The sequence below is a fragment of the Paenibacillus sp. GYB006 genome, assembly GCF_036577645.1.
In the GTDB taxonomy this organism is placed as follows: domain Bacteria; phylum Bacillota; class Bacilli; order Paenibacillales; family Paenibacillaceae; genus Paenibacillus.
This window is the reverse complement of sequence record NZ_JARBDA010000001.1, coordinates 177,996-203,765: the sequence shown is the minus strand read 5'-3', so window position 1 is coordinate 203,765 and position 25,770 is coordinate 177,996. Positions and strand designations below refer to the sequence as shown.

At 41.3% G+C, this 25,770-nt stretch carries 24 protein-coding genes and 1 riboswitch; of the genes, 6 read left to right on the top strand and 18 right to left on the bottom strand.

Annotated features, from left to right (window positions below; translation table 11 throughout):
• Nucleotides 1–14 precede the first annotated feature (14 nt).
• Nucleotides 15–1,142, bottom strand: a complete 1,128-nt coding sequence (locus tag PV403_RS00960) for a deoxyribonuclease IV (RefSeq protein ID WP_213533468.1) — start codon at nt 1,140–1,142, stop codon at nt 15–17.
• A 498-nt stretch (nt 1,143–1,640) separates the two neighbouring features.
• Here PV403_RS00960 and PV403_RS00955 point away from each other — a divergent pair, with 498 nt between their 5' ends.
• Nucleotides 1,641–2,096 (top strand): DUF2621 domain-containing protein, encoded by a 456-nt coding sequence (locus tag PV403_RS00955; protein WP_283771287.1) that lies wholly within the window; start codon nt 1,641–1,643, stop codon nt 2,094–2,096.
• A gap of 238 nt (nt 2,097–2,334) precedes the next feature.
• Here PV403_RS00955 and PV403_RS00950 read toward each other — a convergent pair whose 3' ends face one another.
• Entirely contained in the window at nt 2,335–3,573 is a 1,239-nt protein-coding gene (locus tag PV403_RS00950; protein WP_213533470.1) for an MFS transporter, read from the bottom strand.
• 21 nt (nt 3,574–3,594) lie between these two features.
• A complete protein-coding gene (locus tag PV403_RS00945) occupies nt 3,595–5,253 on the bottom strand; it encodes a family 43 glycosylhydrolase (protein WP_213533471.1) in 1,659 nt (552 codons plus the stop codon).
• A 313-nt stretch (nt 5,254–5,566) separates the two neighbouring features.
• Here PV403_RS00945 and PV403_RS00940 point away from each other — a divergent pair, with 313 nt between their 5' ends.
• Both PV403_RS00940 and PV403_RS00935 read left to right on the top strand, forming a co-directional pair.
• Nucleotides 5,567–6,463 (top strand): AraC family transcriptional regulator, encoded by an 897-nt coding sequence (locus PV403_RS00940; protein ID WP_213533473.1) that lies wholly within the window; start codon nt 5,567–5,569, stop codon nt 6,461–6,463.
• Nucleotides 6,464–6,662: 199 nt separating this feature from the next.
• Nucleotides 6,663–7,556, top strand: coding sequence for a TIGR01777 family oxidoreductase (locus PV403_RS00935; protein ID WP_332083313.1), 894 nt, complete (start codon nt 6,663–6,665; stop codon nt 7,554–7,556).
• Here the strand turns inward: PV403_RS00935 and PV403_RS00930 are convergent.
• From PV403_RS00930 to PV403_RS00885, 10 genes are read right to left on the bottom strand one after another with little or no spacing between them, the layout of a single operon-like run.
• Nucleotides 7,553–9,430 (bottom strand): DUF6382 domain-containing protein, encoded by a 1,878-nt coding sequence (locus tag PV403_RS00930; protein WP_332083312.1) that lies wholly within the window; start codon nt 9,428–9,430, stop codon nt 7,553–7,555. The two genes, PV403_RS00935 and PV403_RS00930, sit on opposite strands and share 4 nt — an antisense overlap.
• A 58-nt stretch (nt 9,431–9,488) precedes the next feature.
• Nucleotides 9,489–10,031, bottom strand: a complete 543-nt coding sequence (locus PV403_RS00925) for an A24 family peptidase (RefSeq protein ID WP_249717357.1) — start codon at nt 10,029–10,031, stop codon at nt 9,489–9,491.
• Nucleotides 10,028–11,029 (bottom strand): TadE/TadG family type IV pilus assembly protein, encoded by a 1,002-nt coding sequence (locus PV403_RS00920; RefSeq protein WP_332083311.1) that lies wholly within the window; start codon nt 11,027–11,029, stop codon nt 10,028–10,030. The genes PV403_RS00925 and PV403_RS00920 overlap by 4 nt, the downstream gene beginning before the upstream one ends.
• A 36-nt stretch (nt 11,030–11,065) precedes the next feature.
• On the bottom strand, nt 11,066–13,270 hold the full coding sequence (locus PV403_RS00915; RefSeq protein ID WP_213533481.1) for a hypothetical protein: 2,205 nt from the start codon (nt 13,268–13,270) through the stop codon (nt 11,066–11,068).
• A 25-nt stretch (nt 13,271–13,295) separates the two neighbouring features.
• Nucleotides 13,296–13,970, bottom strand: coding sequence for a TadE family protein (locus PV403_RS00910; RefSeq protein ID WP_332083310.1), 675 nt, complete (start codon nt 13,968–13,970; stop codon nt 13,296–13,298).
• A complete protein-coding gene (locus tag PV403_RS00905) occupies nt 13,951–14,139 on the bottom strand; it encodes a Flp1 family type IVb pilin (RefSeq protein ID WP_332083309.1) in 189 nt (62 codons plus the stop codon). The genes PV403_RS00910 and PV403_RS00905 overlap by 20 nt, the downstream gene beginning before the upstream one ends.
• Nucleotides 14,140–14,151: 12 nt before the next feature.
• Entirely contained in the window at nt 14,152–15,024 is an 873-nt protein-coding gene (locus tag PV403_RS00900) for a type II secretion system F family protein (protein WP_442951726.1), read from the bottom strand.
• Between the two features lie 13 nt (nt 15,025–15,037).
• Entirely contained in the window at nt 15,038–15,847 is an 810-nt protein-coding gene (locus tag PV403_RS00895) for a type II secretion system F family protein (RefSeq protein WP_249717359.1), read from the bottom strand.
• A 7-nt stretch (nt 15,848–15,854) separates the two neighbouring features.
• The gene (locus tag PV403_RS00890) at nt 15,855–17,090 is read right to left on the bottom strand and encodes a CpaF family protein (protein ID WP_213533487.1); all 1,236 of its coding nucleotides are present in this window, start codon (nt 17,088–17,090) and stop codon (nt 15,855–15,857) included.
• Nucleotides 17,087–18,268, bottom strand: coding sequence for a nucleotide-binding protein (locus PV403_RS00885; protein WP_249717370.1), 1,182 nt, complete (start codon nt 18,266–18,268; stop codon nt 17,087–17,089). The genes PV403_RS00890 and PV403_RS00885 overlap by 4 nt, the downstream gene beginning before the upstream one ends.
• A 291-nt stretch (nt 18,269–18,559) precedes the next feature.
• Between PV403_RS00885 and PV403_RS00880 the strand changes: the two genes are divergently transcribed.
• Nucleotides 18,560–19,438 carry a thermonuclease family protein gene (locus tag PV403_RS00880; RefSeq protein WP_249717362.1) on the top strand — a complete coding sequence of 293 codons (879 nt, stop codon included), beginning with the start codon at nt 18,560–18,562 and terminating at the stop codon, nt 19,436–19,438.
• A gap of 103 nt (nt 19,439–19,541) precedes the next feature.
• Here PV403_RS00880 and PV403_RS00875 read toward each other — a convergent pair whose 3' ends face one another.
• The 3 genes from PV403_RS00875 to PV403_RS00865 all read right to left on the bottom strand — a co-directional run bounded on the left by PV403_RS00875 (nt 19,542) and on the right by PV403_RS00865 (nt 20,998).
• Complete coding sequence (locus PV403_RS00875; protein WP_213533490.1) at nt 19,542–19,979, bottom strand: thiol-disulfide oxidoreductase DCC family protein; 438 nt, start codon at nt 19,977–19,979, stop codon at nt 19,542–19,544.
• A 96-nt stretch (nt 19,980–20,075) separates the two neighbouring features.
• Complete coding sequence (locus PV403_RS00870; protein WP_201450687.1) at nt 20,076–20,351, bottom strand: hypothetical protein; 276 nt, start codon at nt 20,349–20,351, stop codon at nt 20,076–20,078.
• Nucleotides 20,352–20,578: 227 nt separating this feature from the next.
• Nucleotides 20,579–20,998 (bottom strand): organic hydroperoxide resistance protein, encoded by a 420-nt coding sequence (locus PV403_RS00865; RefSeq protein ID WP_213533492.1) that lies wholly within the window; start codon nt 20,996–20,998, stop codon nt 20,579–20,581.
• A 457-nt stretch (nt 20,999–21,455) separates the two neighbouring features.
• Between PV403_RS00865 and PV403_RS00860 the strand changes: the two genes are divergently transcribed.
• Complete coding sequence (locus PV403_RS00860) at nt 21,456–22,370, top strand: serine hydrolase domain-containing protein (RefSeq protein ID WP_213533494.1); 915 nt, start codon at nt 21,456–21,458, stop codon at nt 22,368–22,370.
• A gap of 368 nt (nt 22,371–22,738) precedes the next feature.
• Nucleotides 22,739–24,046 carry an Nramp family divalent metal transporter gene (locus tag PV403_RS00855; protein ID WP_213533578.1) on the top strand — a complete coding sequence of 436 codons (1,308 nt, stop codon included), beginning with the start codon at nt 22,739–22,741 and terminating at the stop codon, nt 24,044–24,046.
• 72 nt (nt 24,047–24,118) lie between these two features.
• On the opposite strand, the gene PV403_RS00850 is transcribed toward PV403_RS00855, so the two are convergent.
• Nucleotides 24,119–24,790: an HAD family hydrolase gene (locus PV403_RS00850; RefSeq protein ID WP_332083308.1), complete on the bottom strand. Its 672-nt coding sequence runs from the start codon at nt 24,788–24,790 to the stop codon at nt 24,119–24,121.
• A 202-nt stretch (nt 24,791–24,992) separates the two neighbouring features.
• Complete coding sequence (locus tag PV403_RS00845) at nt 24,993–25,406, bottom strand: hypothetical protein (RefSeq protein ID WP_332083307.1); 414 nt, start codon at nt 25,404–25,406, stop codon at nt 24,993–24,995.
• 144 nt (nt 25,407–25,550) lie between these two features.
• Nucleotides 25,551–25,721: riboswitch (cyclic di-AMP (ydaO/yuaA leader) on the bottom strand.
• Between the last annotated feature and the right edge of the window lie 49 nt (nt 25,722–25,770).

Here is a 25,770-nt window from a genome sequence, read left to right as displayed (position 1 = left end):
TTTAGATCAATAACCTAAGCTTTCACCAATGCTTCTTTGCCAGCAAGCCATCCAATCAAGCGATGATTCAATTGCTCCTCTGTAAGTTCAGGGAACAACGCTGCATTTACAACCATATCATACAAGCGCTCGAGCGGTTCGCGAGGATCCGCCTTTTTTGCTTTTGCATCATTTTTGAGGAGTGTCCATGTGTCCAGCACAAAACGGCGGGATTCAATATCTTCCCCTGTAAAGAAATGATGGAGTCTCTCCACATCTTCAAGGAAACCTTCTCCAAAACGTCCTGCCACATCTCCGCGCAACAAAGCAATCTCTGCCTCGTACATAGGACGTTGTTTTTTGGCATCTTTCCCGATCCATGGGGTCTCAAGTATAAACGGGCGACCTTTGAGCAGTTCATGATGGACAACGCGGTTAATGGTATCAAAACCAATCCAACCTGCACCAATCGGCGTATGTCTATCTTTTTTTGCTCCTGATGGATTTTTACTATCATTAATATGCACGACTCCGATTCGGTCAAGGCCCACCGTGCGATCAAACTGTTCTAGAACACCGTCCAGATCGCCTACGATATCATAACCAGCATCATGAATATGGCAAGTATCCATACAAATGGTCAGACGTTCATTACGTTCAACCTTATCAATAATACGAGCCAGTTCTTCAAAAGAACGACCTACCTCTGTTCCTTTGCCTGCCATTGTTTCCAGTGCGATATTCACATCTGTTTCTTGGACTCCATTTAATACTTCATTAAGTCCCTCTGCAATACGCTGAATACCATAGTCGGCATCTTTATCCGTAAAAGCACCGGGATGAAGCACAATATTCTTCACGCCGATCGCATGCGTACGGCGAATTTCTTCCTGTAGAAAACTTACTGCCAGTTCATAAGTGTGGTCTTTGTAAGAACCTAGATTGATGATATAAGGTGCATGCACCACAATCTCTTCAAATCCACCTTCTTGCATTGCTTTTTTACCTTCTTCAAGGTACATAGATTCCATTGGTTTACGGCGCGTATTTTGCGGAGCACCTGTATATATCATAAACGAAGAAGAACCGTACGATGCCGCTTCTTCTGTTGCTGTCAGTAGACCCTTGCCCGAAAAGGATACGTGGGAACCGATTTTAAGCATCTTTTATCCCCCTAATTTTAAGAATGTAAAGTTTATTGTAACTTGATTATGAAAGCCAAGCAATACGATCCTCGTATGTAACATATATCTCTCATCATACCTTCATCTTTGTCTGTGCATTCCATAGGAAACATCAGAATAGGAGTGAGAATCTTATTCGTTAACTATCGAAATATATTCATATCTGCGTTATAATTCAATAAAAGGACAAATTTAGAAAATTGATTCACTCCTCAGATAAGTACATAACCATTGAATGACATGATACATTGGGTAACGATCCATAGCTAAATTGAACCTTCTTAAATTTATCGTCCTGATGAAAGCAGCGAAAGATATGATGAAAATGATTCTTCTAACAATTCATTTACAGCATCGTTTCATTTTAAACGCGTGATGTCCACATTTGAATTATAAGTTCTTTATAAGTTCTTTTCATGTAGACACATAATTCTATTTAACTCTATCCTTGAGGTGATTGAAATGGATGTAATCCTGATGAATAGTAAGCTTAGTGCGGCTATGCCTAGCAACTGGTTTATGAACTCTATTGCGTTTTGGACCTTTCTTCTATTAGGAAGTATGGTAATCGGCGGTTTTTTTATGTTTCGTAAATTCTTAAAAACACTTCCTAAAGCCGATGGTAAATCCAAACTGGATTGGCAGAATCACTGGGTGGAAGCAAGCCGTCATCTCTGGACAGACGAAGCAAAAAGTTTTTTAGATGAGCTGGTTCAGCCTGTACCTGGCCCTTTTCGAGATATTGCCAAGCATTCCATCGCTGCCGAGATTGGTAAAATCGCTCTTCAGAACCAGGCGAAAGAAGTAACGAGAGATCACTGTATTAAAGGATATATTGTGGCTACACCAAAAAGAGACAACCGCTTCCTCGTTACCTTCCTAGACAAGAAGCAGATTGACTATAAGCCTTATAAACATCTAATGAACAAATAGACAAACTCGCTCTTGAGTCGATAATATCTAAATTCCATTTCATACCCGTTCCTCAGATCAGATTCAAGACGACTATTACATTGCGAGAGATCACCCACGCCCACATAAAAATGATTATGCCGCAAAGTATCGTTTCTTTATCGATACATTAAAACAAAAAAAAGCCGCAAAACGCGGCTTCGAAACTTCAGGCAAACTAGCTTAAACTAGTTTGCCTGCCGTCTTTTTTTTAGAGAATCTATCTTGCTACAGATTTGATAGAGAGAATAGAGATCCCTCCGATGATCGAGAGTGAAAATGACATAATAAAGATGGATGAAAAACCGATTTGGGAAATCATGAATGCAGCAATCACTGGGGCTATCGCTTGTGTCACGGTATTTCCCAAATTGTAAATTCCTAAGAACAGACCTACTCGATCCTTATCCGGAATTACTCTTAAGTTTAGAAGATTGTCCAAAGAGTTCCATATGCCCATTCCCAAACCAGCCATAAAACCATAAATCATAATACCTAGATCATTTTGTAAAAAGAAAATGCTGAGTGCTCCAATTCCCAAGAAAATCGTAGATAAGCCAACTGGTAATTTTAATATTTTTAACTTATCTGAAATTGGTCCAGCAATAAATCCCATAGCGATACCAAATACCAGCATGATAATATTAATTAGTTGGATAGACTGTTGTGTATCAGAGGTACCTTTGTGTAAAAAATCGGTCATTATAAATAACAAGTAACCTGTAATTGCAAAGTTCCCAATCCCTTGACATATTTTACCAATTAAAGCTAGATAGTAATCACGACCAACCGACCACGTTGGAAACACGGACAGGAATTCCTTGATTGAAAACGCTTGCTTGTTTGGTGACTTGGAGACATCTACTGTCTCATCCAAGTTAGACGATTCACGCACAATAAATGCAGCGATTAAAGTACCAATGAACGTAATAATACCAAAAATAACAAAACCTAAACGATATTGCCCTAAAAAGACTGCACCTAAAATGGTAAATCCATTGTTACCTAGTGCCATACCAAGTCCGCCATAAGCAGATGATGCTGTTCCCTTGCCTTCTTCCGGTGCTAAATCTAACCAAGCAACCATGGGTGCTACAATAAAGTTGAGTGCAACTTGTCCCAGCATCCAGCTTAGTAATAATAACGGAATGGTAGTGGTCATTGAGGCGAGAATCATTGCGAGCATAAATACGAATGATCCTCCGATCAGCCAAGGTGTACGTCTTCCAAACCGAGACCTTGTACGGTCAGACAAGTATCCAGCTACCATGTTAGAAATGGCCGCGACAACCATCCCTAATGCTGAGAATAAAGCTACAATGTTAATTTTATTTTCGGGATCTAGTTGCTGAATCATTGCAGGTAAAAATAAACTTGCTGTTACAATATAAGGTCCTAGCCACGTAGCTGGTCCGATAATTAATCCTGGTACTAAACGTTTAAGCGGTATCGTTCTCATGTGAAATTTCCTCTCTGAAGTCTAGTAATTCTTGACCATGTAATAATCAAAATCTGCAAATGAATCGTGCTGGTGAGAATCAACTGAACCAATAAAATTAAATAGCCCTGTAAATCCGCCGATCTCTCCTGGTTCCCCGTTCACACCTTCATCAGATAAATAAGAAACATCAATTTGATCTTCAAATACTTGCCATTCCCTATCCTCATTCAAGCGATAGAAGATACCCGCTATTCCTGAATTGTATATAAGCTTCAACTCAGCCGTATTTTGAGGTACTAGGGTTTTATGATGAACAAACTCGATGCGCTTTCCTAACTTTGCTTGAAGTAAACTTAATACTGTCCCGCCTAATGTTTCTGAATACGTTAAGTGAGCATAAATCCAGTTGTTAGAATCATAGTAAAGCCCCATACCCGCAGTTTCTGAATAATGATCCGGCCTAAATTCAAGTTTTGTCTTAAATTCATAATGAAATGATGTGGCACGGGTTGCCATAATGGCTGGATTCATTTGTGAAAATAACGAGTTCTCGCCGTGAATCCGCAAATACCCTGGACGTTCCACCGTATTCACCCAATGCACTTCCTGATTGCGATAAGGAGTCATAAAATGGTTGTTATATTTTTCACTAGTAAAATCATCAAATACATCATGAGTTACCCTGTTTCCTGGACTAACTCCCTTCATCCCCATAACTTCCATCTTGGCTACATTAGTTCCATCACACATTTCCAACCAGCCATCTTCAGTCCAGTTCATTTTTTGTAAAGAAGTTTCACGTCCTAATGGATTTAAAAGCGTTCCTTCAATTGGGCGGGACATGAGATGAGCAATATACCACTCACCCGTATGGGTTTGAACTAAAGAACCATGGCCTGCTTTTTGCATAATGGAATGTGGATTATACATTTCAAAATGTCCGGCATCCGGATCACCGAGTGAAAATAGATGCTGCGGTGAAGATGTGATAATCGGCTCTTTTGATGGATGGGGCTCATACGGACCAAATATATTTTTTGAGCGCCCTATCTCAACACCGTGTGCGTATCCTGTTCCTCCAGCAGCAATTAGAAGATAGTAATATTCCTTATGCTTATATATTTGTGGTGCTTCAGCACAACCTCGGCTAGTAAACCCTTGTGTAACTCGATGCCATTTGCCTTTGATCTGACCTTTATCTAGGTCAAACTCTGCAATCACAATATGCCCGGGTGCTTGGTAACCTTGTCGTGTTTCCCACTCCAAAATGGATACATAATGTTTTCCATCCTCATCATGAAAAAGAGCTGGATCAAAACCTATGGATGTTATGTAGATAGGTTCTGACCAAGGACCATTGATATCTTCTGCCCACATAGCATATGAATCCGCATTAAATTCACGGCCAGCCATGTTTACCATGTGAGAAAATGCTAACCAGAATTTTTTAGTAGACGAATCATAGGATAAGTGCGGCGCCCAAATGCCGGCAGGTGTATTCGTACCGCGTAAATTGACTTCACCATTTCGTAGTACGAAACTTGTGAGTTCCCAATTGGATAAATCTTTTGACTGGAAAATTTGTACCCCTGGGTTCCAGTGAAATGTTGAAGTAGCTATATAATAGACTTCCCCAACCCGAATAATGGAGGGATCTGGTGCCATTCCAGGAATAACGGGATTTTGAATCATTGTCATATATCTTTTGCTCCTTTCGTCACTTAATTATGGTTATGATCGATTGCCTTTCTTATAAAGCACTTACCTTTTGTGACTAATACATTTACCCTTTTTCTAGAAAGTAAAATTATTATGAAACAGCTCATTGATACCGCTTTCTTTTTTGACTATAATAAACTTGCATTTGCTAATTATCGATAATTTAACTGTATACCACGTCAACAACGAAAGCGTTTCCTGTTGCTTGTCTACATTATAATAACAATGAATATATAAATACGATTGCATAATTAAAGAAGAATTTACCCATATCAAAGGCAGGTTTAATACAATGACAAACTGCAATAATTGTTTATTAGGCAGCAAAACACAAATACTTCCCCGTATTGATTGGAATATTCGTTTTTTTGGCGCTCATAAACAGACGGTTTATTCAAACTGGTCAATGACTAAGGAATACCACCATGCTTTTGAAATATTAATTGTTTTAGATGGCACGCAAGAAACGCTTTTTGAGAATGAACAATATTTAATAGAAAAAGAGGATATCCTCCTTATTCCGCCTGGATTTGAACATATTAATAAATGTCATACTTCCGAGTCTATGACCTATTTTTGTGCTCATTTTGATATTGACGAACCTTCTTTACGCATGAAATTGATGAAAAACTGTGATTGGGTTTATAATTCTTCCCATCCCTATCACAGCAGATTAAAAAAATGTCTTCACAAATGGATTGATATTTTAGAAGATCCTAATATTTCTTTTGCTAAAGCAAAATTAAGAGCACAAGTTATTCTTTTTGAATTATTGGAAGTGTTAGTAGATATTCAGCCCTTAAACGACAACCGAACAACCCAGACCATGACTACAGCGAAATATGCCAAAGAAATTGCAGAAGCTATAAAGTGGAATTTTAAGAAAAAAGCCGGGGAGAAAAGCGAACATACCGATTTCAGTATCCACATTCAACCCATTATTGCTTCTTTGGGAATCAGCCCAAACTATGGGTTAGAAGTCTTCCAAAAAGTTTATCGTATGTCTCCAAGAAAGTATTTATCTGATCTGAAATTACAAGAAGCAAAAATCTTATTACAACAACCCGAGTTATCATTGAAGGAGATTGCTCATCGTTTAGGTTATAACAACCTCTCTCACTTTAGCAGGCAATTTAAACGATGGACCGGAATCAACCCTTCAGAATATCGAAAGAAAACGAACATCTAAAGAAATCAAAGTACCTAAGCCGATGCATAAAAACATGAGTCTATTTATTCTAATTGTATGGCAAAGTGGAATTTATACGGACGGAATGTAGTGCAAAGAAGAGTGTGAATGATTTACAATTGTGTAATAAGCAAATAGGAATATGAAATAGGACGATACATTTCATAGGATGGTCAAAAGAGAGGGGCGAGTTTATTACATGAAGCTTGCGATTTGCGGAGGCACGGGATTTATCGGGAGTCATCTTTCTGAGTATTGGATAAAGCAGGGACATGAGATTACCATTATTACAAGAAAAGCAAGAGCCAACCAGCCAGATGGCATGAAACTTGTGACTTGGGATGAACTAAGTAGCAATCCCCATCTGCTTGAATCACTGGATGCTGTCGTTAATCTATCTGGTGAATCGCTCAATCAGCGGTGGACAAAGGATACAAAGTCAAAAATAAAGCAATCTCGCCTGGATTCGGTTCACCGATTAGGAGATATTCTGGATCAGCTCACGAACAAACCGCAAGCAGTCATTCAATCCTCAGCTGTAGGAATCTATGGTACCTCTCGAAAGAATACCTTCAATGAATATTCTGAGGTAGAAAGCATCGATTTTCTATCTGACGTCTGCGTACAGTGGGAAGATGCAGCCCGGCAAAGGTTTAATAATACCAGGCTAGTCCTTGTGAGAACAGGCGTAGTTCTGGGCAGTAAAGGAGCCTACCCTCTCATGCAGTTACCTTATAAATTTGGGGTAGGCGGGCCTATTGGGGATGGAGAACAGTGGGTTTCATGGATACATATAAATGACATGGTGAAGCTGATAGTTTACGCTGTGCGAAATCCTGATATGAGCGGCCCTGTGAATGCGACTTCTCCGTACCCTGTTACAAATAGAGATTTTGGAAAGACCATTGGAAAAGTTCTGCATCGTCCTCACTGGTTTCCAGCGCCTTCTTTTATGCTTAAAGCACTGCTTGGCGAAATGTCCATTCTCATTCTGGAAGGTCAGAAAGCAGTGCCTGACAAAGCCCAGGAATGTGGCTTCCAATTTGATTACCCCCGCCTGGACGACGCAATTCATCAGTTAAAAAATAGTTAGACGTAATGGAAAGTATATTTTGATTCTGCAATGATAAAGAAATCGCCTTCTTCTAGGGGATATTCTTTATAAGGAATCATCGGCTGATCAAGCAGAAGTGTACCGTTCATGGAATTCAAATCTTTAATATAATATTGATCTTTAGACTTACTGATTTCTACATGTGCCCGGGATGTCCCCTTCCCTTCTTCTACGTATTGAGACACTTCCTGTGAACGGCCAATAATAAAACTTGCTGTACCTAACTCCATTTGTTCAGGTGCAGCTTGGGGAGCTTGCCTTTCTAATATTCCTTTTTTTAGGGTCACCACAGCTGACTGACTAGCGAAACTTGAAACTGGCTCTAAATCAGTAAGAAGTACTGTAGCCTGGACATGAGATGAATTTAGCATTTGCGTGCTATGACGCAAAGAATCATAGTAACGATCCGTCGTCTCATGCTCCTCATTGTCTAGTGTCTTAGGTACGGTAAAAGAGAAGTTAGAGTCTTGCGTTGCTTGTTTAAAGGGATTGCTGAGGGTTTCACTATCAGATTCCTCTAGCTTAGATGGTGAGTTCCAACGCCACGGTTCCGCATCTTCTTTGTTTTTATTTCCACCACCGAAAATCCCCCTCTTCCCAGGAAAATCAGTCTCATCTTTCTGCTGAAATAAGGAGAAGGGTGAAGGTTTCTCATCATTTAAGAATTCGTTGTTGGAGTAATCATTTTCTTGTTTTTTCGCACTGTGTAAAGAGATTTTACCTAGCCCAACGGACTTTCCTGTAGATAGAACATAAGCAGCTGCAGCTAGTATTATGGTAATAACCAAACACATCACAAGCCGAGTAGTCGTTGGTTCATCCATATAAAGAAATCTCCATAACACAGAGGCGAGAAGCATCCCACCCAGCCAGTAATAAATAGGCTTTTCAGGTTTTTTAGTCTCTTTCTCTTCTCCTTCTTCAGAGTAATGTCCACTCGATTCAAAGGTATCTTTCATAGAAAAAATAGGGTGCGGAATAGAACCCAGAGCTAGTTCGGGTCTTTTCTCACTCGCCAATTCAGATGAAGAACGGCGGAGTGGGTTAAGTGGAACAGACGAACTTAAGCTCTCGCTTGAGTGATTGGACAACACTGGTATCTGTTTGGGTATGGGTGGAGGTGTAGGTCTAGAAAGTCTCTGTAAATCAGGAATTACATCACCCAGTTTGTCTATGAGGGGCCGTGATTCCCCTTGAAAAGGATGTTCCCTAGGGAACGAAGAAGATACACCATGTGCGCTATTTGTCCTTGCTGAAGACTTACTTCCTACACCTGTCTCAGACATAAGTAGTTCATTCAACAATCCCTGCAAACCGTCAAGCTGAAAATCTCCGTCATTGCATAACTGCAAAATTCTTTGAATCCCCGTTCCTTCGAGCGCTTTGACATAAGGCATCATTCTGCTCACCATCTGACTTATTTGAAAAGGAATGGATTCTACTTCCTTTTCTAGTGAAGCCGGTATATAACATAAATACACTTTTGCTCCCTCAAGAGTATCGGTTGTAAATATATAATCCTCGTGTAATACATACCTTTGTTCATCAAGCATATACTGCGGACAAGTAAGTAATGTCTGAGTAATCTGCAGCAGTAATTGAAATAGACCTGTTAAAGACAATTTCTCATGTCGTGCTGTCTGGGAAAGCATTTTTTTGCCTGTTATATCATAGTGAAACGTAATTTCTTGATTGATCTCTTTCATAGACATTGGTAGATGACCCGAAATAACATTGGACATCACCATTTGCAGCTGCACCTCACTCAGTTCACTGCGAACAAATCCGCCGGTTTTATCAATCGTCATCATTGCTTTACCGTTATGTATAAAATCTCGTTTCAAGCTAATCATAACGTCTCTCCTTTAGACACATCACTGTTTTATTCTCCATGTATAATAAGACCATATTTTATAATAAATAAATCCCGCATGCGCTTATAAACCCCGGCAACACAGCAATCATAAACGGAAACCGAAGTCCTTCCTTCAGAGGGCTGTAACTATGCACTGAACTGATTAATCCGATACCTGGAATTACCCGGCCAAAAATATATAGAATGAGCTTACCCAATCGTTGAACCAGTTGTTTTTTCCATAATAAAATAATCAAACCAATAACGCCTGCAATGAGAATGGAGTACACCATTGCTTGAACCGTAAACAAGACCCCGGTCCAAGCCCCAATTCCGCCAAAGATTTTCACATCACCCGCCCCTACAGCTCCAGCAAGATAAAGCACAAACATAATTCCAAATCCAGTACCAAATCCGCTGATACTCGCAAGCAAACCTTGAAAACCACCTATACATAAATGCACGATCAGCCCGCTAATGATAGCGGACAAAGATAACAGGTTAGGAATTCGCATGGATCTAACATCTGTAATAAATGCGGCTACCACAAAAATTCCACATCCGTAATAAACAAGTTCCATCACATTCACTTCCTTCACGTCTTTGAAGCAACCTCAAACATCACTTCTAACCTAGCTCCATCACTTGTTTCAATGACAAAAGGCCACCTTCCCGGTGTCGTTCTTGTGCCGACAAACCACGTCCACTCCACATCACCATTCTCATCGGCCGTAGCCCATCCTACATGTTTGGCCGTGCTTTCTCCTGTTTTATAAAATACCGACAAATTTGCCGAAGCACCCGGAGTAATCTTCGCCCTGATGGTAGCCTGTCTCGCAATATAGGCAGGTTCCGGTTTGGATAACAGAGCTACATTTCCCTTCGCAGCGGTGGTTCCGTCTCCTTCTGAGGCTCCCTCGTTTGTAGCTCCAATCCAGATCCGCTCTTTGCTGCTGGCCTGAATTCGAATGCTTTTCTTTGTAAAAGGAACTTTGAGCGGCATCTCATAAGTTAGCTCGATCCCGAAGTAAGGGTTTGTTTTTTCTTTCAGGTTCGGTAAGTCGATGCCGTTAACGTGAATCCGGTCATATTCAAGTACAGTATTCTCGATTACCGGAGAGAGTAGCGGCTTAATTACCGGGTCTAGTACGGCTTCCGAAACTGAACTTTGCAGATGCTGCAGTGGTGCTTCTCCGCTAGCTGCTGCCATAGAAGCCCACTCACCAATCGGTTCGGGCAGAGCAGAAGCATATTTGGCAACTAAATCAGTCAAAGACAGTTCAGGGATCGGAAAAACCCCTCCCTCCCCCGTTCCAGGAATCTCGATACCATTTAATCCTGAATCTATTGAGCCTGCCGCATCAACTGCAAGCACTACAGGATACATATGTGCAGAGATTTTTTTCGCTGTTTCTGAGGCAGCGGTTTGCAGGGCCGTTACAAATAACGTCATCTGGACAAAATAAATAAGAAAGACGATAAAAAAGAGAAAGATCGGCATGACAAGAGAAGCATCGAGTACTATACTCCCTTTGTCTGACCTCAGACTGCCGCTTATCTTTCTACTTCTTCTATTCCGTTTCTTCTGGATTTTCATAGTTTTATTAGCCCCTATTAATATGAACTGGATAATCTAGTAGGAGTAATCCGACTGAATCGTGATATAAACACTACCATTCTCTACACGATCAGCACTTCCTGATATAGTCCCTAACATTTTGGTTATTCCAGGTAAAAACCATAATTTCATCTTCATTCCTGTCTGTCCTGATGCATAGGTATATGACTTCAACAGATCTATATCCGTGTTCAAACGAATCAACGCCATCATTCGGGACATCTTTTTCTCGTTATTACTGTGCGCAAGCAAGAAAAAGCGTAAATGATCACGGTAGGTTACCGATATCTGCTTGGCATATTTGGACAATTCTACTTTTCCGTCATCAGCAAGAGAATTCATATCAGCAAGTGCATGCTCGAGTCCATACAGAATCGCTTTTGAAAGAATAAGCAGTGGATTACCAAGCTTACTGCTCTCAACAAGCCCCTCCATCGTCCTAATCGCAAGCCTTATTGTAAACACTTCGCCATAGGCGGCTGTAATATTCCCATAAGGATTATGAAACCCATAAATGATATACTCCAGTTCCTGACTTTCTGGGAGAAAAAACGATTCCGGTTCAAGCGTACTCGTGTTCGTCTTGCTGCCTGATAACATCGAAAGATCAACGGATGAAAAATAATGCATTGCATATTCATTCTGAAACAGCTCATCACCCAAAACATCAATAAACCCGGACATACCTCCAAACATTTGATCCATGTTCGTCATTGCATCTCCACCCGCATCATAGGGGTCGTCAGACATTTCTGAGCTAACCGATTCTTCACTACTCGTCTTGTTAAAGGATATACTTTCATTAAAATAGGTTTTCAGTTCATTAAACTGTTTTGAACTTTCTTCTAGACCCGCCGTAGCCACTAATAACTTGATTTTATTTTGAGCTTCATTCAGTTTTTGCTGTGACTGCTTGTCCACCTTTGCTCTTTCTTTATCAGCTGCTCTATAATCGTCAATCTGCTGGGCAGACTGATCTATTACATTACTGCTGCTAGATTTTACGTAGCGGTCCATGTATTGCTGAATTTCCTTATTCGCGGAAAGAACTGCATTTCTTTTTTGATAGGAATCACCGTCTGTTAGGTTGCGAAGTGAACTTTCAGCAGCCATTACTTTTTGCTGTGCATATGTATAGTCTGTTAATTGTTGATTCTGGCTATTAGTAAAAGCGGCAAACTCCGTATCTTTCCGCACTAGTTCTTCTGTCTTCTTACGTAATTCGGCCCCATTTACATTTCCAGATGATGATACTCCCTTGCCTGGTGTGTTTGCTTGACCCACTTTGTCATATGCCTGATTAGCGGCTCTCGCCTCACCATCTTTAATGACCTGTTTCATTTGCTCATTCAGTTGTTTCGCTTCTTCAATCAGATCATTTGCCTCTTCAATCTTCTGCTTGTGTGTGCTTGCTGCTTCTGTTCTCGCTTTTCCGAGGCGAAACAATACTCCTGTGAGGTCCATTCGATACTCGCTTAGCTCCGTACCATATATTCTAAGGAGAGGCTCTCTTGCTTCATCTTCCGTATATTTAGAGTAATAATCAGAGTACCTTGATGCTCCATCCGCTAACGAGCGAATGTTTCCACCCATTGGGCTATCACTGAAGTAGCTGCTTGGAGGATCCATAACCAGCTTTGCAACCATCTCTGCCGTTTTCGCAGCTTCTCTTCTCTTTTTAATCGCCTGCTCAAGCGATTTTTCACGCTTGTCATATAGTTTCTGTAACTTCCGCAGAACGTCTACACTATGAGCCGCTTGCTTTAGATCCTCTGAGAGCGGTTTAAATCTAGTTACCGCATCATATAAAAAATCAATCGGTGCTTTATATTTCATCTCTTCCTGAATCTGTTGATTAAAGTGATCATACCTGCCCAGTTCACGTTCAAATACAAGACCTGAACTATCCAGTTGCATAGGAATAATGGCGAGTCCATCTCGATGAGGAATGGGCTTTGTACTATCATTGAGCACTTTAGACATGATGAAATCTCCTTGTTCACCGCTGTGAGCAAACAACCCATATCTTTGCTGGAGTTCCGGCATGTAGGAGGACATTACAGAACGAACAGCAGCATGAGATAACCTCTCTGTCTGAACTTTCATAGCTCCAATTCTTGCATAATCTATAAATACAGCAACAAACATGAAGATGACCGCAAGCACCATGGCCAGAAAAATAGTTACTGCTCCAGACTCCGATTCCCCTTTCTTAAACAATTCGTTCCTCCCCCACATCCTACAGTTATTTCCCCGTCAGCTTTCCGAGAATTTGTGCAATTTCTGATGGATCACCGGGTGTTCCTATCCCCGAAAATCGTGCTCCATAATATCGAATCAGCTCTATATTGCGGATGAACTCATCGGGCTCAACCACTGTTGCTTTCCCTGAATGATGAATTTCACGATCTCGATGAAGTAAGAAACCCACCATGGGTAAAGATACAAATTGATCTATTTTCGTTGTTATCTGCCGATTCATGAATTTATTCTCATACTCCATCGTCCCGCTGTACATTGATGGAAGCGATGCAGCTGTCTGACTCATTTTTTGTGATGTAAGCGTGCCTTCTAATACCTCACTTGGAACAGATATAGAGGAAGCTGATTCTGCTCCAAACGTACCAAAAAGCGAACCAAGCATATGATCATCAGCCAATCTCCAGTACAACCTATCATATTCATCCTCAGGAAATGCTCCTGTCTTCGGTTCCTTATGGCTGTTCTCCCAGCTATAAGCTGAGCGCTCCGAAGATGCAGAAGCATACTGTGATAACATTGATTTTTGGTACAGCAACACGCAAAAGAACATTAATAAACATAGCGTAAACAAAATGACAGGAAACACGAGAGAAGCTTCTAGGGTGAAGCTCCCATCGTCGTTTTTTAATTTATAATATCTATTTGAAAAATTGCTCACTTTTTGTGTTCACCTGATCTAGTAATTTGTTGACGATCGCAGTAATTTGATTTTTAAAAATAAGACCAATCACAATAATGACCCCAATAATTAAAATCATCTCCAGCGTACCGAGACCATCCTCTTCCTTCCAAAAACGAATCATTTTGTTTTTAACTGTTGTTATCATTTATATTTCCTCCTATAAATTCATCGTCATAAACGAAGGTGCACCTACCATGATTACAATAACTAAAAAAATAACTACCATTGGGAACACGAGCTTAGATGAAGCCTGCTCTCCTTTGGTACGGCTGAGTGATTTCCTCTTCTCCCACAATACTCGCGACAACTCCCTTAAAGAGAGTACAAAATCATTGCCTCCCCGCCGAAAGTTAAGCAACACGGTCGTTGTAAAAATAGATACTTCCTGAACGCCGCAACGTTTACTAAACTGCTCAAAGGCTTGTTGAAATGAAAACCCACTGTTCCATTCTGCAATCATTTGTCTGAGTTCTATGTACAAAGGATGGTCAGAACTCTGTTTACGCTCCGTACAATGAATAATTGCCTTCTGGACGGTCTCCCCTGCGCTAACAAGCAAGACCACTTTGTTAAGGAATTCTGGCAGTTCCATTAAAATATCCTGTTCACGCAGCTTCACCTTTTCATGAAGGTCCTTCAGCTGTGCAAAGGGGATGATAATGGCAAGCATGAATCCTATGGCAATTCCCATTAGTTGTCCTTCTAACCCTAGTGTCAATACGGACCCACCAATTAGAGCCAACCAGCTGTATACCAACATCTCCGCAAGAAACAACATCATTTTCTCATGACCATATTTAGGACCATAGGCTCTCTGAATCGAATGCTGCACACGGTAAACAAACATCGGAAACTTCCTTGTGAAATCCAATCGTTCAATCAGGCCAATAAATGGAGCATGCAGTTTACGAAATCGCAGTCCGGTCATCTCCACCTGATCCAGCTTCTGATACCTTGTTTTAGCTGTACGATTGGCAAGAATCCACCACAAGGCAAGCAAAGCAACCATCAAACTACAAAGGATCATCATTATTCCTCACCCCTTACACCCGAATATTCATAATACGATTCACCCACAAGAAACAAGCAAACAAAACGACAATGGATACACTTGAAATGAGATATCCGGCTGGGCTATATAAAGGTGTAAGGAAGTCTGGAGACGTGACACTCAGTACTAACAGAAACACAAAGGGAGAAGCAAACATCGCCTTGGACTCAAACTTTTTCTGAGAGATGGTTACTGCAATTTCTTGCTGAATATCTAATTTTTCTCCTATGACCGAAGAAGTTCTTCTTACGACTTCAACCAGATCACCGCCTGTGCGTTTACAAGTAACAAATACATCGGCGAAGTTCGTAATATCCTCCATATGAGCACGATTTGCAAAATCTAATAAAGCTTCCTCAATCGGCTGACCATATTCCATTCGTGTACAGATGATCGTAAACTCTCGAATCAGATCATGATCCGCCTGCGGATCAAGCATTCGAAGATCCAGTACAGCTTCCCTAAATGCATTTTCCACGGACTTTCCGGCGGCAAGAGAGGAAGATAGGGAATATAGTGCTTGCTTAAAGTGAAGACTGAGAGCCGATCGTCTCTTCTCAAGCAGGTATTGATTATAGTATTTAGGGATAAAGAATGCTGCTAAGGCTAATATGCTGCTCATAATTAAGTGATGATAGAACAAGTAGCCGATACTAAAAAAAAGAATGGCGCTGACAATCATACATACTATTTTTTGCCGAGAACTTAAATAATGTACGGAATAGTCAGATAGTTTACCGCTAGACTCTGCCGGTGCGTGGTTCGTGTTCTGAATAATCCTCCTGCTCAAATCCACTTTCATCCCCCTCTTACCTATCTTCATTAAATGGATAACGGATACCGGCAGCCCGCAATTTGTCCACATGTACAAGCGAAGAGGAGTTCGGAACAAGTTCACCTACAATGCGCCCTTCTGCTTCCCCACGTTCCTGAAACTGATATAGACGATTCAGCCTCACCTCCCCATCTTCCATTCCAACCACTTCACTGATCTCGGTAACCCGTCGCGAACGATCTCTGAGTCTTGATAAATGAACAAATATATCGATAGCTGAACTGATCTGCTGTCTAACGACAACAATGGGCAGGTCAGCCCCGCTCAGCACCATCGTTTCTAAACGACTCACCATATCGACAATGCTGTTCGCATGTCCCGTTGATAATGATCCATCATGCCCGGTGTTCATCGCCTGCAGCATGTCCAGCGCTTCACTCCCCCGTACCTCGCCTACAATAATTCGATTGGGCCTCATCCGAAGAGAAGATCGAATGAGATCACGGATTGATATTTCCCCTCTGCCTTCCGTATTGGCATTACGCGTCTCGAGCGATACAAGATTCGGTACAGTAACAATCTGCAGCTCTGCTGAATCCTCGATCGTAATGATCCGCTCACTGCTAGGAACATATTGAGACAAAGCATTCAGGAAAGTGGTTTTCCCCGATCCAGTTCCACCGCTAATAAAAATGTTGTATTTGCTCTTTACGAGCTTTTGCAACAGCTGTGCTGCCTCTTCGGTTAGAGCACCCATACGAACTAGATCTTCCATACTCATCGGTTTCTCTGGGAACTTACGGATCGTCATTGTGGGACCCTTCAGAGCAATAGGCGGTAAAACAATATTCACCCGTGACCCATCTTTCAATCTCGCATCCACGATCGGAGAAGACTCATTAACGATGCGGTTTACCCCCGAGACAATCGACTGAATAATATCTTCGAGCCGGTCCGCAGATTCAAATGCGATGGGCAGCTTTTTAACTTCACCATGTTCTTCAATAAAAATCTCGTGATGACTATTAATCATAATCTCCGTAATATTCGGGTTATCTACAAGCGGCTGAAGAACATCAAGCCCTCGAAAGGAATCGTATAATCGTCTAATTAAGGTCTGCTTTTCTCCGGAAGTCAGATGTACCAGATCGGGATGATAAAGCACCCTGCGCTCGATGTGCTCCATGAGTTCCGAATCCCCCGCAGATGAAGTCACATCAAGACCCGAACGCACCGTCTTTCTTAATTCCTTGAACCATGCTTCATTCATGCTGTATTCTCCCTGTACAGAGCCCCAATCGTTTCACATAGCTTATTCATTTCCTTCTGATATATCGGTGAGCTCAGCAGTAAATCAGGTTCCCGCATCTGTTTCCAGGAGGGGATATAAGGCAGATAATGTTCTGCAATCATCCCTTCGTCCGGAAGCTCGTTTACCATATTCCCCATATAACGATTAATCACGTACCATGTTTTTCGCATCCTATTCTCGTACTGTTCTGGATCGAGCTGCCTATGAAACTTCATCCATTCCTTGCATTTATTCATCGTATGAATATCATCAGACAGCAGCCATACCAGCAACTGAGAATCCTCCATCACCGCTTCCGAACGCAAGTCCCACACTGAATCATGATCTGCAATAACAAAATGGTATTGACCTGACTCCGTAATTAGACGAATCAATTCACTCGTATCCGATTTACTCATCTGAAGCAGTTCTTTGCGATTCTTTGCCGGAATAAAACAATCTGCTTGAATACGTTCATTCCGAACTGTATATGGCTTTAGATCGATCCTATCGTTCTTCTCTCCATGAAAACTGTTATTTGATATCTTATTAGCTCTTAGCTGATACAATAATTGACTAAATAAATCCCCGCCTGATTCGAATTGCCTTTCTATTGATGATGTTGATGATGTATGTAAAAATGGCTCTGTACTATCAATCGTTTCTAGATTCAGATAAAATACCGAATAACCCGACCGGCCGAGCTGTTTAGCTAGATTGAGAGCAACGGTTGTCTTTCCGCAGCCCCCGGAAGCCGAGGTGACCCCAATCACCCATGTTTGTTCACCGGTGAATCTACCTCTTTCTCGCCTGCTCGAACTTAGCAACACTTCTTCCCATTTCGCTAAGATGGCGGGCAAAGGCTGATACTTCCTAATTTTCGTTTGATTTTCTTCAGAAACAAGTTGCTCTGTAAATAGAAGAACAGGTACTTTATCCGCAAAAGGACTGGAGTTCCATTTTTCAATAAATGGTTCTTCCGCTACTACTAAGTCCGGCGCAGAGGTTGAACTTAGTTCCTCTATGTATCTAGACATTGCCTCCGGCTGTGAAAAAGCAGTCACCTGAAATACGGCTGAATACGAACTCCCCTGAATAAAATCTAGCAGCGCCTCAACATATTCCAAACTGCTGCTTGCTAGCAGCACTCTATTCATCAATCATCATACCTTTCCCCTTCCACAGCAAAAAAGCACCGCCCATTACCGTAAGGTTTCCCTCGCGATATATGGACGGTGCTTCCGTCACGTGCTGATTAAGTTAACGCTAGATTAGCATAATTTTCCACAAGCATCAAGAGCAAATTTCCATTTCTTTGTATCTCTTTTATAAAAAGCAAAGAATGCAATTCAAGTTTAGCAAACGTCCGTTCCCTTTCTTTTACGAATATAGTACACTTAGAATGGTCCACGCATACATACTATACATCTTAGAATGGAGTGTTTTTCATGTCTTTTTTGAGACGGTGGATGATTCCACTAGTCCTGAGTATTACTGTTCTTACAGCGGGCTGCGGTGAGATTCAGTTAGGAGATTCGATCACTGATACGAATACAGGCAGTACATCAAATACAGGTACTTCTACCGGTACATCAAGTAAAAATAATTCGCCAGATCAATCAAGCACGGATTATAAATATCCAAGAGTTCCCGTTACCCTCGATCGTGCTGTGGACGGAGATACCCTGAAAGTGATGTACGAAGGCAAGAGCCAATCTGTCCGCCTGCTGCTCGTAGACACACCAGAAACATCCCATCCAAAGCTCGGTGTACAACCACTTGGTCAAGAAGCAAAGCAATATACAAAGCAAGTGCTAGAAAAGGCCAAGAAAATCGAACTTGAATTTGATATCGGTCCCAATCGTGATAAATACTCTCGTCTGCTCGCTTACGTGTATGTGGATGGAGTAATGCTCCAGGAATCGCTGCTTAAGAAAGGTTATGCAAGGGTTGCTTATATCTATCCGCCGAACGTTCGTTATGTGGATGAGTTTGAAGCCATTCAGAACAAAAGCAAAAAGCAATCGCTAGGTATATGGAAATATGAGAACTATGCACAAGAGGATGGATTTCATCCTACTGAATATCAGGAAGACAGCAGTACTACTTCAAACAGCACGACTAGCGGAACTGCATCTTCTAATGGAAATAGTACTTCTTCTACTCCGCCTAACAATAGCTGTACCATTAAAGGGAATATCAATGCTAAGGGAGAGAAAATTTACCACACCACTGCATCTCGTAACTACAAATCAACCCAACCAGAGGCTTGGTTTTGTACAGAAGCAGAAGCGGTAGCTGCTGGTTATAGAGCTCCTAAAAATTAAAATAAGGCAGCCAAATCGTGAACTGCCTTCACTTGTTAGATCTCACTAACAGATGGAGGTACAGTTACGACTACTGGCTGCCTTATTTTATTTATCATCCTATTTATAAAAATCGTTTGCGGATCTCGGGAGTAGGTAACATACAAGCATTATCTTCATCTTTGCCAAACCAGCGGTAACGATTACGGGCCACCACATTATATACCCGGTCTCGAACCGCAGCCGGAATCATCAAGAATACGGAAGCAAGCTTATAAGGGAACCCCAGCTTTTTCGCAATATGCAGTGCGCCCGTGGAACGAGTGTAATACTCCCCTTGTTCTATAAAAACAAACGTATCCATAGAATGAAGAGATAATCCACCATGTTCAAGCAGTTTCTGACCGATCTCAGATTGAAGTGAAGCAAAGTGAAAGTCCCCCTTGTCATCCCGCTTAATAATCCATTTCGTGAGTCCTTGACATAAATGACAAACCCCGTCAATAAGCACTATATTAAGATTCATGTATGGTTTCATATCACAATGAGATTCATTCTTCATGGTTCCACCCCTTAGTTCAACTTAACCACTCTGGACTATAAGAATATAGAAAAAAAGCGCCGTGATCTCACGGACGCTCATCATAACAAGCTATTCCTACTTGATAGCTTGTTCGATCAATTGGTCATTCATGATTTGCTCATGAATATCACCTGCAAATTTTTCCATACATTTACAGATGAAATCTTTACGGCAAATCGGGCATGGAGTCTTCTGAAGACGGCTAATGCTAGTCATGTGCCATTCTGGTTTGTTAGAATAAAATGCACGACAAAGCGTTCCATCCTTAAGCTTCATTGTAAATTCGTAAAGTCCCGCTTCTTCATTGCGGCTAGCAGTTGTTAAGTCAACAATCTGGGGTCTATAAGACATGTAATCACCTGTGATTTCAAATTTATTCATGCCACGTACATATTAGTACTTAGTCATATTAAAGAATTTTAACCCTGATGTCAAATCAATATACCCCTGTATGGAAACAATATTTGATTGGATCGTAAAGTCACTTACAAAAGAGGAGACCTTGGCGTACCCACCAAGGTCTCTTTTATATCTCTCGCAAGAGATCGTCTATTCAAACATGATTTTTATTAGTTCACTTAAATGACGTTAAGTTCAACTGGGATGTTACCACGTGTAGCTTTGGAATAAGGACAGAAATCGTGTGCTTTCTTAGCCAAATCTTCTGCCTGCGCACGGTCTATACCTGGGATCTTCACATCGAGACGAACGGCAAGTTGGAATCCGTCATCTTTCGGATCCTTCCCAATCATTACATTGCTTGTGATTTCTACATCACTAATTTTCACGCCTTCTTTACGAGCAATATTGCTCAGTGCGCTTTCGTAACATGCACCATAACCTGCTGCAAATAGTTGTTCTGGGTTCGTAGCGTTCCCGCCTGCACCGCCCAATTCTTTTGGAGTAGATAAGTCGTGGCGAAGTACACCATCTGATGTTTCAAAAGATCCATCTCTTCCTCCGCGTACGGTTGCGCTTGCTGTATACAATGCTTCCATCTTAATCGCTCCTTATCCTAGTAAATTTAGTGTTATTAACATCTTGTTTCCTATCTTGTTATGTTAGGATGTGATGTTCGTGCATATTTATTTTTAAACTTCTCACAGAAAATAAAACAAATTGAATAAAGTTAACTACTTTCTGAGAGTCGAGGACAACTAGTTGTATTCCTTCTATATATAGAGATCTTCTATAGATGTTCGCCGTATAGATAGATCTACTATAGATGTTCGTCGTAAGAAGAACTATGGGTGCTATTCATCTTTATCTGTACATCTAAGGAAGTTAAACTCTCTAATTGTTTGTTGTTTTTGGTTTAATATCCTAATATTGACTTAATTACACGCCTGTAATACCATATTTTCGGAAAAATAACCCTGTAATCTGAAATGTTCCGTCCATGTAATAAGTTACTGATGCTCCCTTGACCTAAATAGGCAGGAAAGGAAGGTTGTCATGACGATTGATCTAACGGGATTTGTCCAACAAGTGAAGAAAAACAAGCTACATGTCTGCTCTGTTCGAATTCTACAAGGCGGGAAGCCCGCTGGCGCCTGGGATTTAACAAAAGATGAGCGTCGCTTGCAGCATTCGGTTAGTAAATCTTTTACCAGTATGGCGGTGGGTCTTGCACTAGAAGAAGGAAAGCTGTCACTCCATACAAAACTCAGTGAATTCTTCTCTTACTCTACGACTCATAAATCTATGCACCCTAGAATCCCTTCCCCTGGAGAAATCACATTATATGAACTGCTGACGATGTCAACAGGACATGATAACCCTCCATTGTGGGCCCAAGAGCGTAATTCTCTCATAGAAAAAGACTGGGCGAAGCATTATCTCTCCTTACCTTTAGACCGTGCACCGGGAGAACAATTTACATACAGCAGCGGAGATACTTTTATGATATCTGCTCTTGTGCAAGCGGCAGTGGGTGAAACGGTTCGGGATTATTTGGTTCCTCGGCTATTTACTCCGCTCGGGATTTACGACGTGAAGTGGGATAGTTCACGGCTTGGCGTTACACTTGGTTGTACTGGACTTAGAATCAGCACTGAAGAATTGGTACGGTTCGGTCAGCTGCTATTGAACAAAGGAAAATGGAATGATGAACAATTAATCCCAGAGTCTTGGATCACTTATGCTACCCGCAAACATATAAACACCCCTGCTGAAGGAGACTGGGGAGTCGGATACGGCTGTCAGTTCTGGATGTGTACTCACGAGGCATATCGTGCAGATGGAGCTTTCGGTCAGCTGCTTGTCATCATACCTGATAAAGAAGCGGTGATCGCGATCAATAGCGAGGAAAATAATATTCAAGGAATTATGGATGTCATGTGGTCTGAAGTTTATCCACAATTAGGATGAAGATTCACCCTAATTCCATATCTATAGAAGATACTTTAGCAAGCAAAGTTAGCATTCCTATCCTTTGCTTGTTTTTTTTGTGGATCAAAACGCTTCTATTTGTCTATGTATCGTTACAAATTTATCGTTTTAATGAGTTATTCAATTGATTTTAGTTTATATGTATAAATGAACACATCCCGCATTTTTCATTTATTTCACCCGCGCATAAATGTTGCACTAGACAAATAAAATTGAAGTAGTACAATATATTTTGTAAACACAAGATATATTTTCTGAAAAAAATCAGATTTTCATTTGTAATTTTCATTTCCAATAGAAACAGGTGACATCTTATGAGTTTTTCTAAAAAACAAAAACAAAATTCAATGTATTCTTTATCGGGAGGAGAAACTGGAGGTGGAAGTTATACGGGTTCTCTTACGGTGCCTACAGACGCATCCTGGTTTCGTAAGCTACTCGCTTTTACCGGACCCGGCTTCCTTGTTGCGGTTGGTTACATGGACCCAGGGAACTGGGCAACAGATATCGCCGGTGGATCCCAGTTCGGGTATCGCCTGCTGTTTGTCATCGTCCTGTCTAATCTCATGGCCGTTGTACTCCAGACGCTTTCAGGCAAGCTGGGACTTGTTACAGGTAAAGACCTTGCTGAGGCATGTCGTGACCGTTTTAATCCCGCCGTTGTTGTTGTGCTTTGGGTTCTCGCAGAACTAGCCATTGCAGCTACGGATCTTGCAGAAGTCATTGGTTCAGCCATTGCACTTAATTTGTTGTTTGGCATCCCCATTCTGTATGGGGTTATTATTACAGCAGTCGATGTTCTGCTGATTCTACTCCTTCAGAATAAAGGAGTTCGGACTTTAGAAAGTATCGTCATCGTCTTAATGGGTACCATCGCGATTTGTTTTGGGATTGATTTGTTTATGGCGCATCCCAGCAGTTCCGGTATCATGCAAGGTCTCGTTCCCGATGCCGAAGTGCTGCGTAATCCTGAAATGCTCTATATAGCAATCGGTATCCTCGGCGCAACAGTAATGCCGCATAATCTATATCTTCATTCTTCTATCGTGAAGTCACGCAAGATTGAAAATACAGTTAAAGCCAAAAAAGAAGCGATCCATTATACGACGATTGACTCGACGATCGCCCTGACCATTGCCATGTTTATCAATGGCGCGATCCTCGTGGTCTCCGCAGCAGCGTTTCACCAAGCAGGCATGTTTAATGTAGCAGATATAACAGATGCATATCATCTGCTTACCCCGCTTCTCGGAACAACGGTAGCCAGTATTTTATTCGGGATTGCACTGCTCGCTTCAGGGCAAAACTCAACCCTTACCGGTACACTGTCCGGTCAGATTGTAATGGAGGGTTTCCTTAATATCAGATTGCCTGCATGGCTAAGACGACTTGCGACCCGGCTGATTGCCATTATCCCTGCTGTCATTGTTACGGCGATTGCAGGTGAGAAAGGTACCACCGATCTGCTGATTCTGAGCCAAGTCATTTTATCACTGCAGCTTCCTTTTGCCGTCATTCCGCTTGTCATGTTTACAAGCAGTAAAAAAATGATGGGTGAATTCGTCAACAAAAAATGGCTAAGCATCTTATCTTGGACCATTGCAGGAATCATTGTCATCTTAAATATATGTCTGCTCGCATTAACCCTTTTCTGAGTATAAAAAAAAGTCTGCATCGTAGTAATTCTACTGTGCAGACTATTTTTTTCGCTCTTTTTCAAGCCAAGATTATAAGAGCAGTGCTATTAATTCATCCAAACTGGATATGGTACAATCCGGCGTATCACCTGCACCTGTAGAGGGTTGATATCTTCCATACCCTTGTAAAATACGGATGGTTTTCATTCCAAGTAATTTAGCAGGAACAATATCATTATCAATCCGATCCCCAATCATAACTGCTTCCGAAGGAGCGCATCCTGCTTTTTGCAAAGCATATTCATACAGTCTCACGTCCGGTTTAGCTAATCCTTGTTCTGCAGAACAAGCGATAACATCAACATAAGAACTAAAACCATATTGATGAAGCCGTTCAGCCGTACCTGGACTCTGATTCGCAATAACCCCAATTCGGTAATATTCACCGAGCTGAGCAAGAATTTTTTTAGCTTCTGGGTAAGGAGTCTCCAGTTCTTTACGGAATTTCAGCCTAGGCCGAATATAAGCCTTGTCCTCTTCCTTCTCAATCAACTGAGAGATTGCATACTGCATGGGAGAATCAATAAAATTAGAGTAACTTTCAATAAACTTCTCCCTCACATCCTGAATCGTAATGGAATAACCTCGATCTGCAGCACGCTCAACAAACTGATTCATAATATGGTCCACCGGTATCCATTCATCGACAAGCGTGTCCCCTACATCAAAAAAAAGCCACTTTACGTCAGACCACATTCCCATCTATTGTCTCAACCTTTCAAGTTACAATGATCTTCCATATAAAAAAGACCCATGATGATCATGAGTCTCACACTACGTGTATCTTATTTGACCATTATAGCAATGCAAGATTTGTTCCGCAATCATAGTAAGAATACCTACCCTACTACATCAATAGATGTAAAACCACTTCTACATTTATCATTTCATGGCGAAAAACATTCTAATTAACAGCAGCTCGTTCTTCGTTCAACAAGAATCCGACTTCACCCTTGATGGTGAAAATGATATGATTCGCTCCCATCCCCCGGTATACACCCCGAGGATGATTCTGTTGAGTAATGATCGTTATCGGTTTTTGTGTCCATGGTCTGCATATTTGCAGAAAGCGACAGGTTAAATTCATGCTGTTCTCAAACAAAAATATCCGTCCTACTGTTGCATCGGGCAACGCCCATTTATGAGCAAACGCAGTATCCATACGGATAATATGCTGCACTCCAAGCCTTCTAACCTTTTTTTCTTCCTGTGCGCTATTCGTGAGAACGGCAAAGGACAGCTTTTTGTACATTAGTAACCGAATAAAATTTCGAGCTGCTTCATTAGGTGCAGTAACCAAAATGATTTCATTATTCATTGTGTAAGCCTCCCTATGATTGAAAAGACAACAAAAAAAGAACACCATGTACATCTGAAGGCATGCCGGCGCTCTCCCACCCGAATAGGAATATAAGGAATTACGAAAATTCCCGATTACCCTCTCGGGTGCTCACGGTTCTGCTGCCTCTCCCTATATACGCTTACGAGGTTAGCTGCCGGATTCGGACAAGAGAGAGTTGCCCTATTCCCGGCCTGACGACCCGGAAATTCACCCCTTGGAATAAACAATCTTTCGACTGTTCATTCCCGTTTGGTTCCCCCGTTTTTATAAAAGATCCACCCGAAAATAAATAGATGAATCTAAAAATTCAGCGTAGAAAACAATAAAAAACCACAGAGGG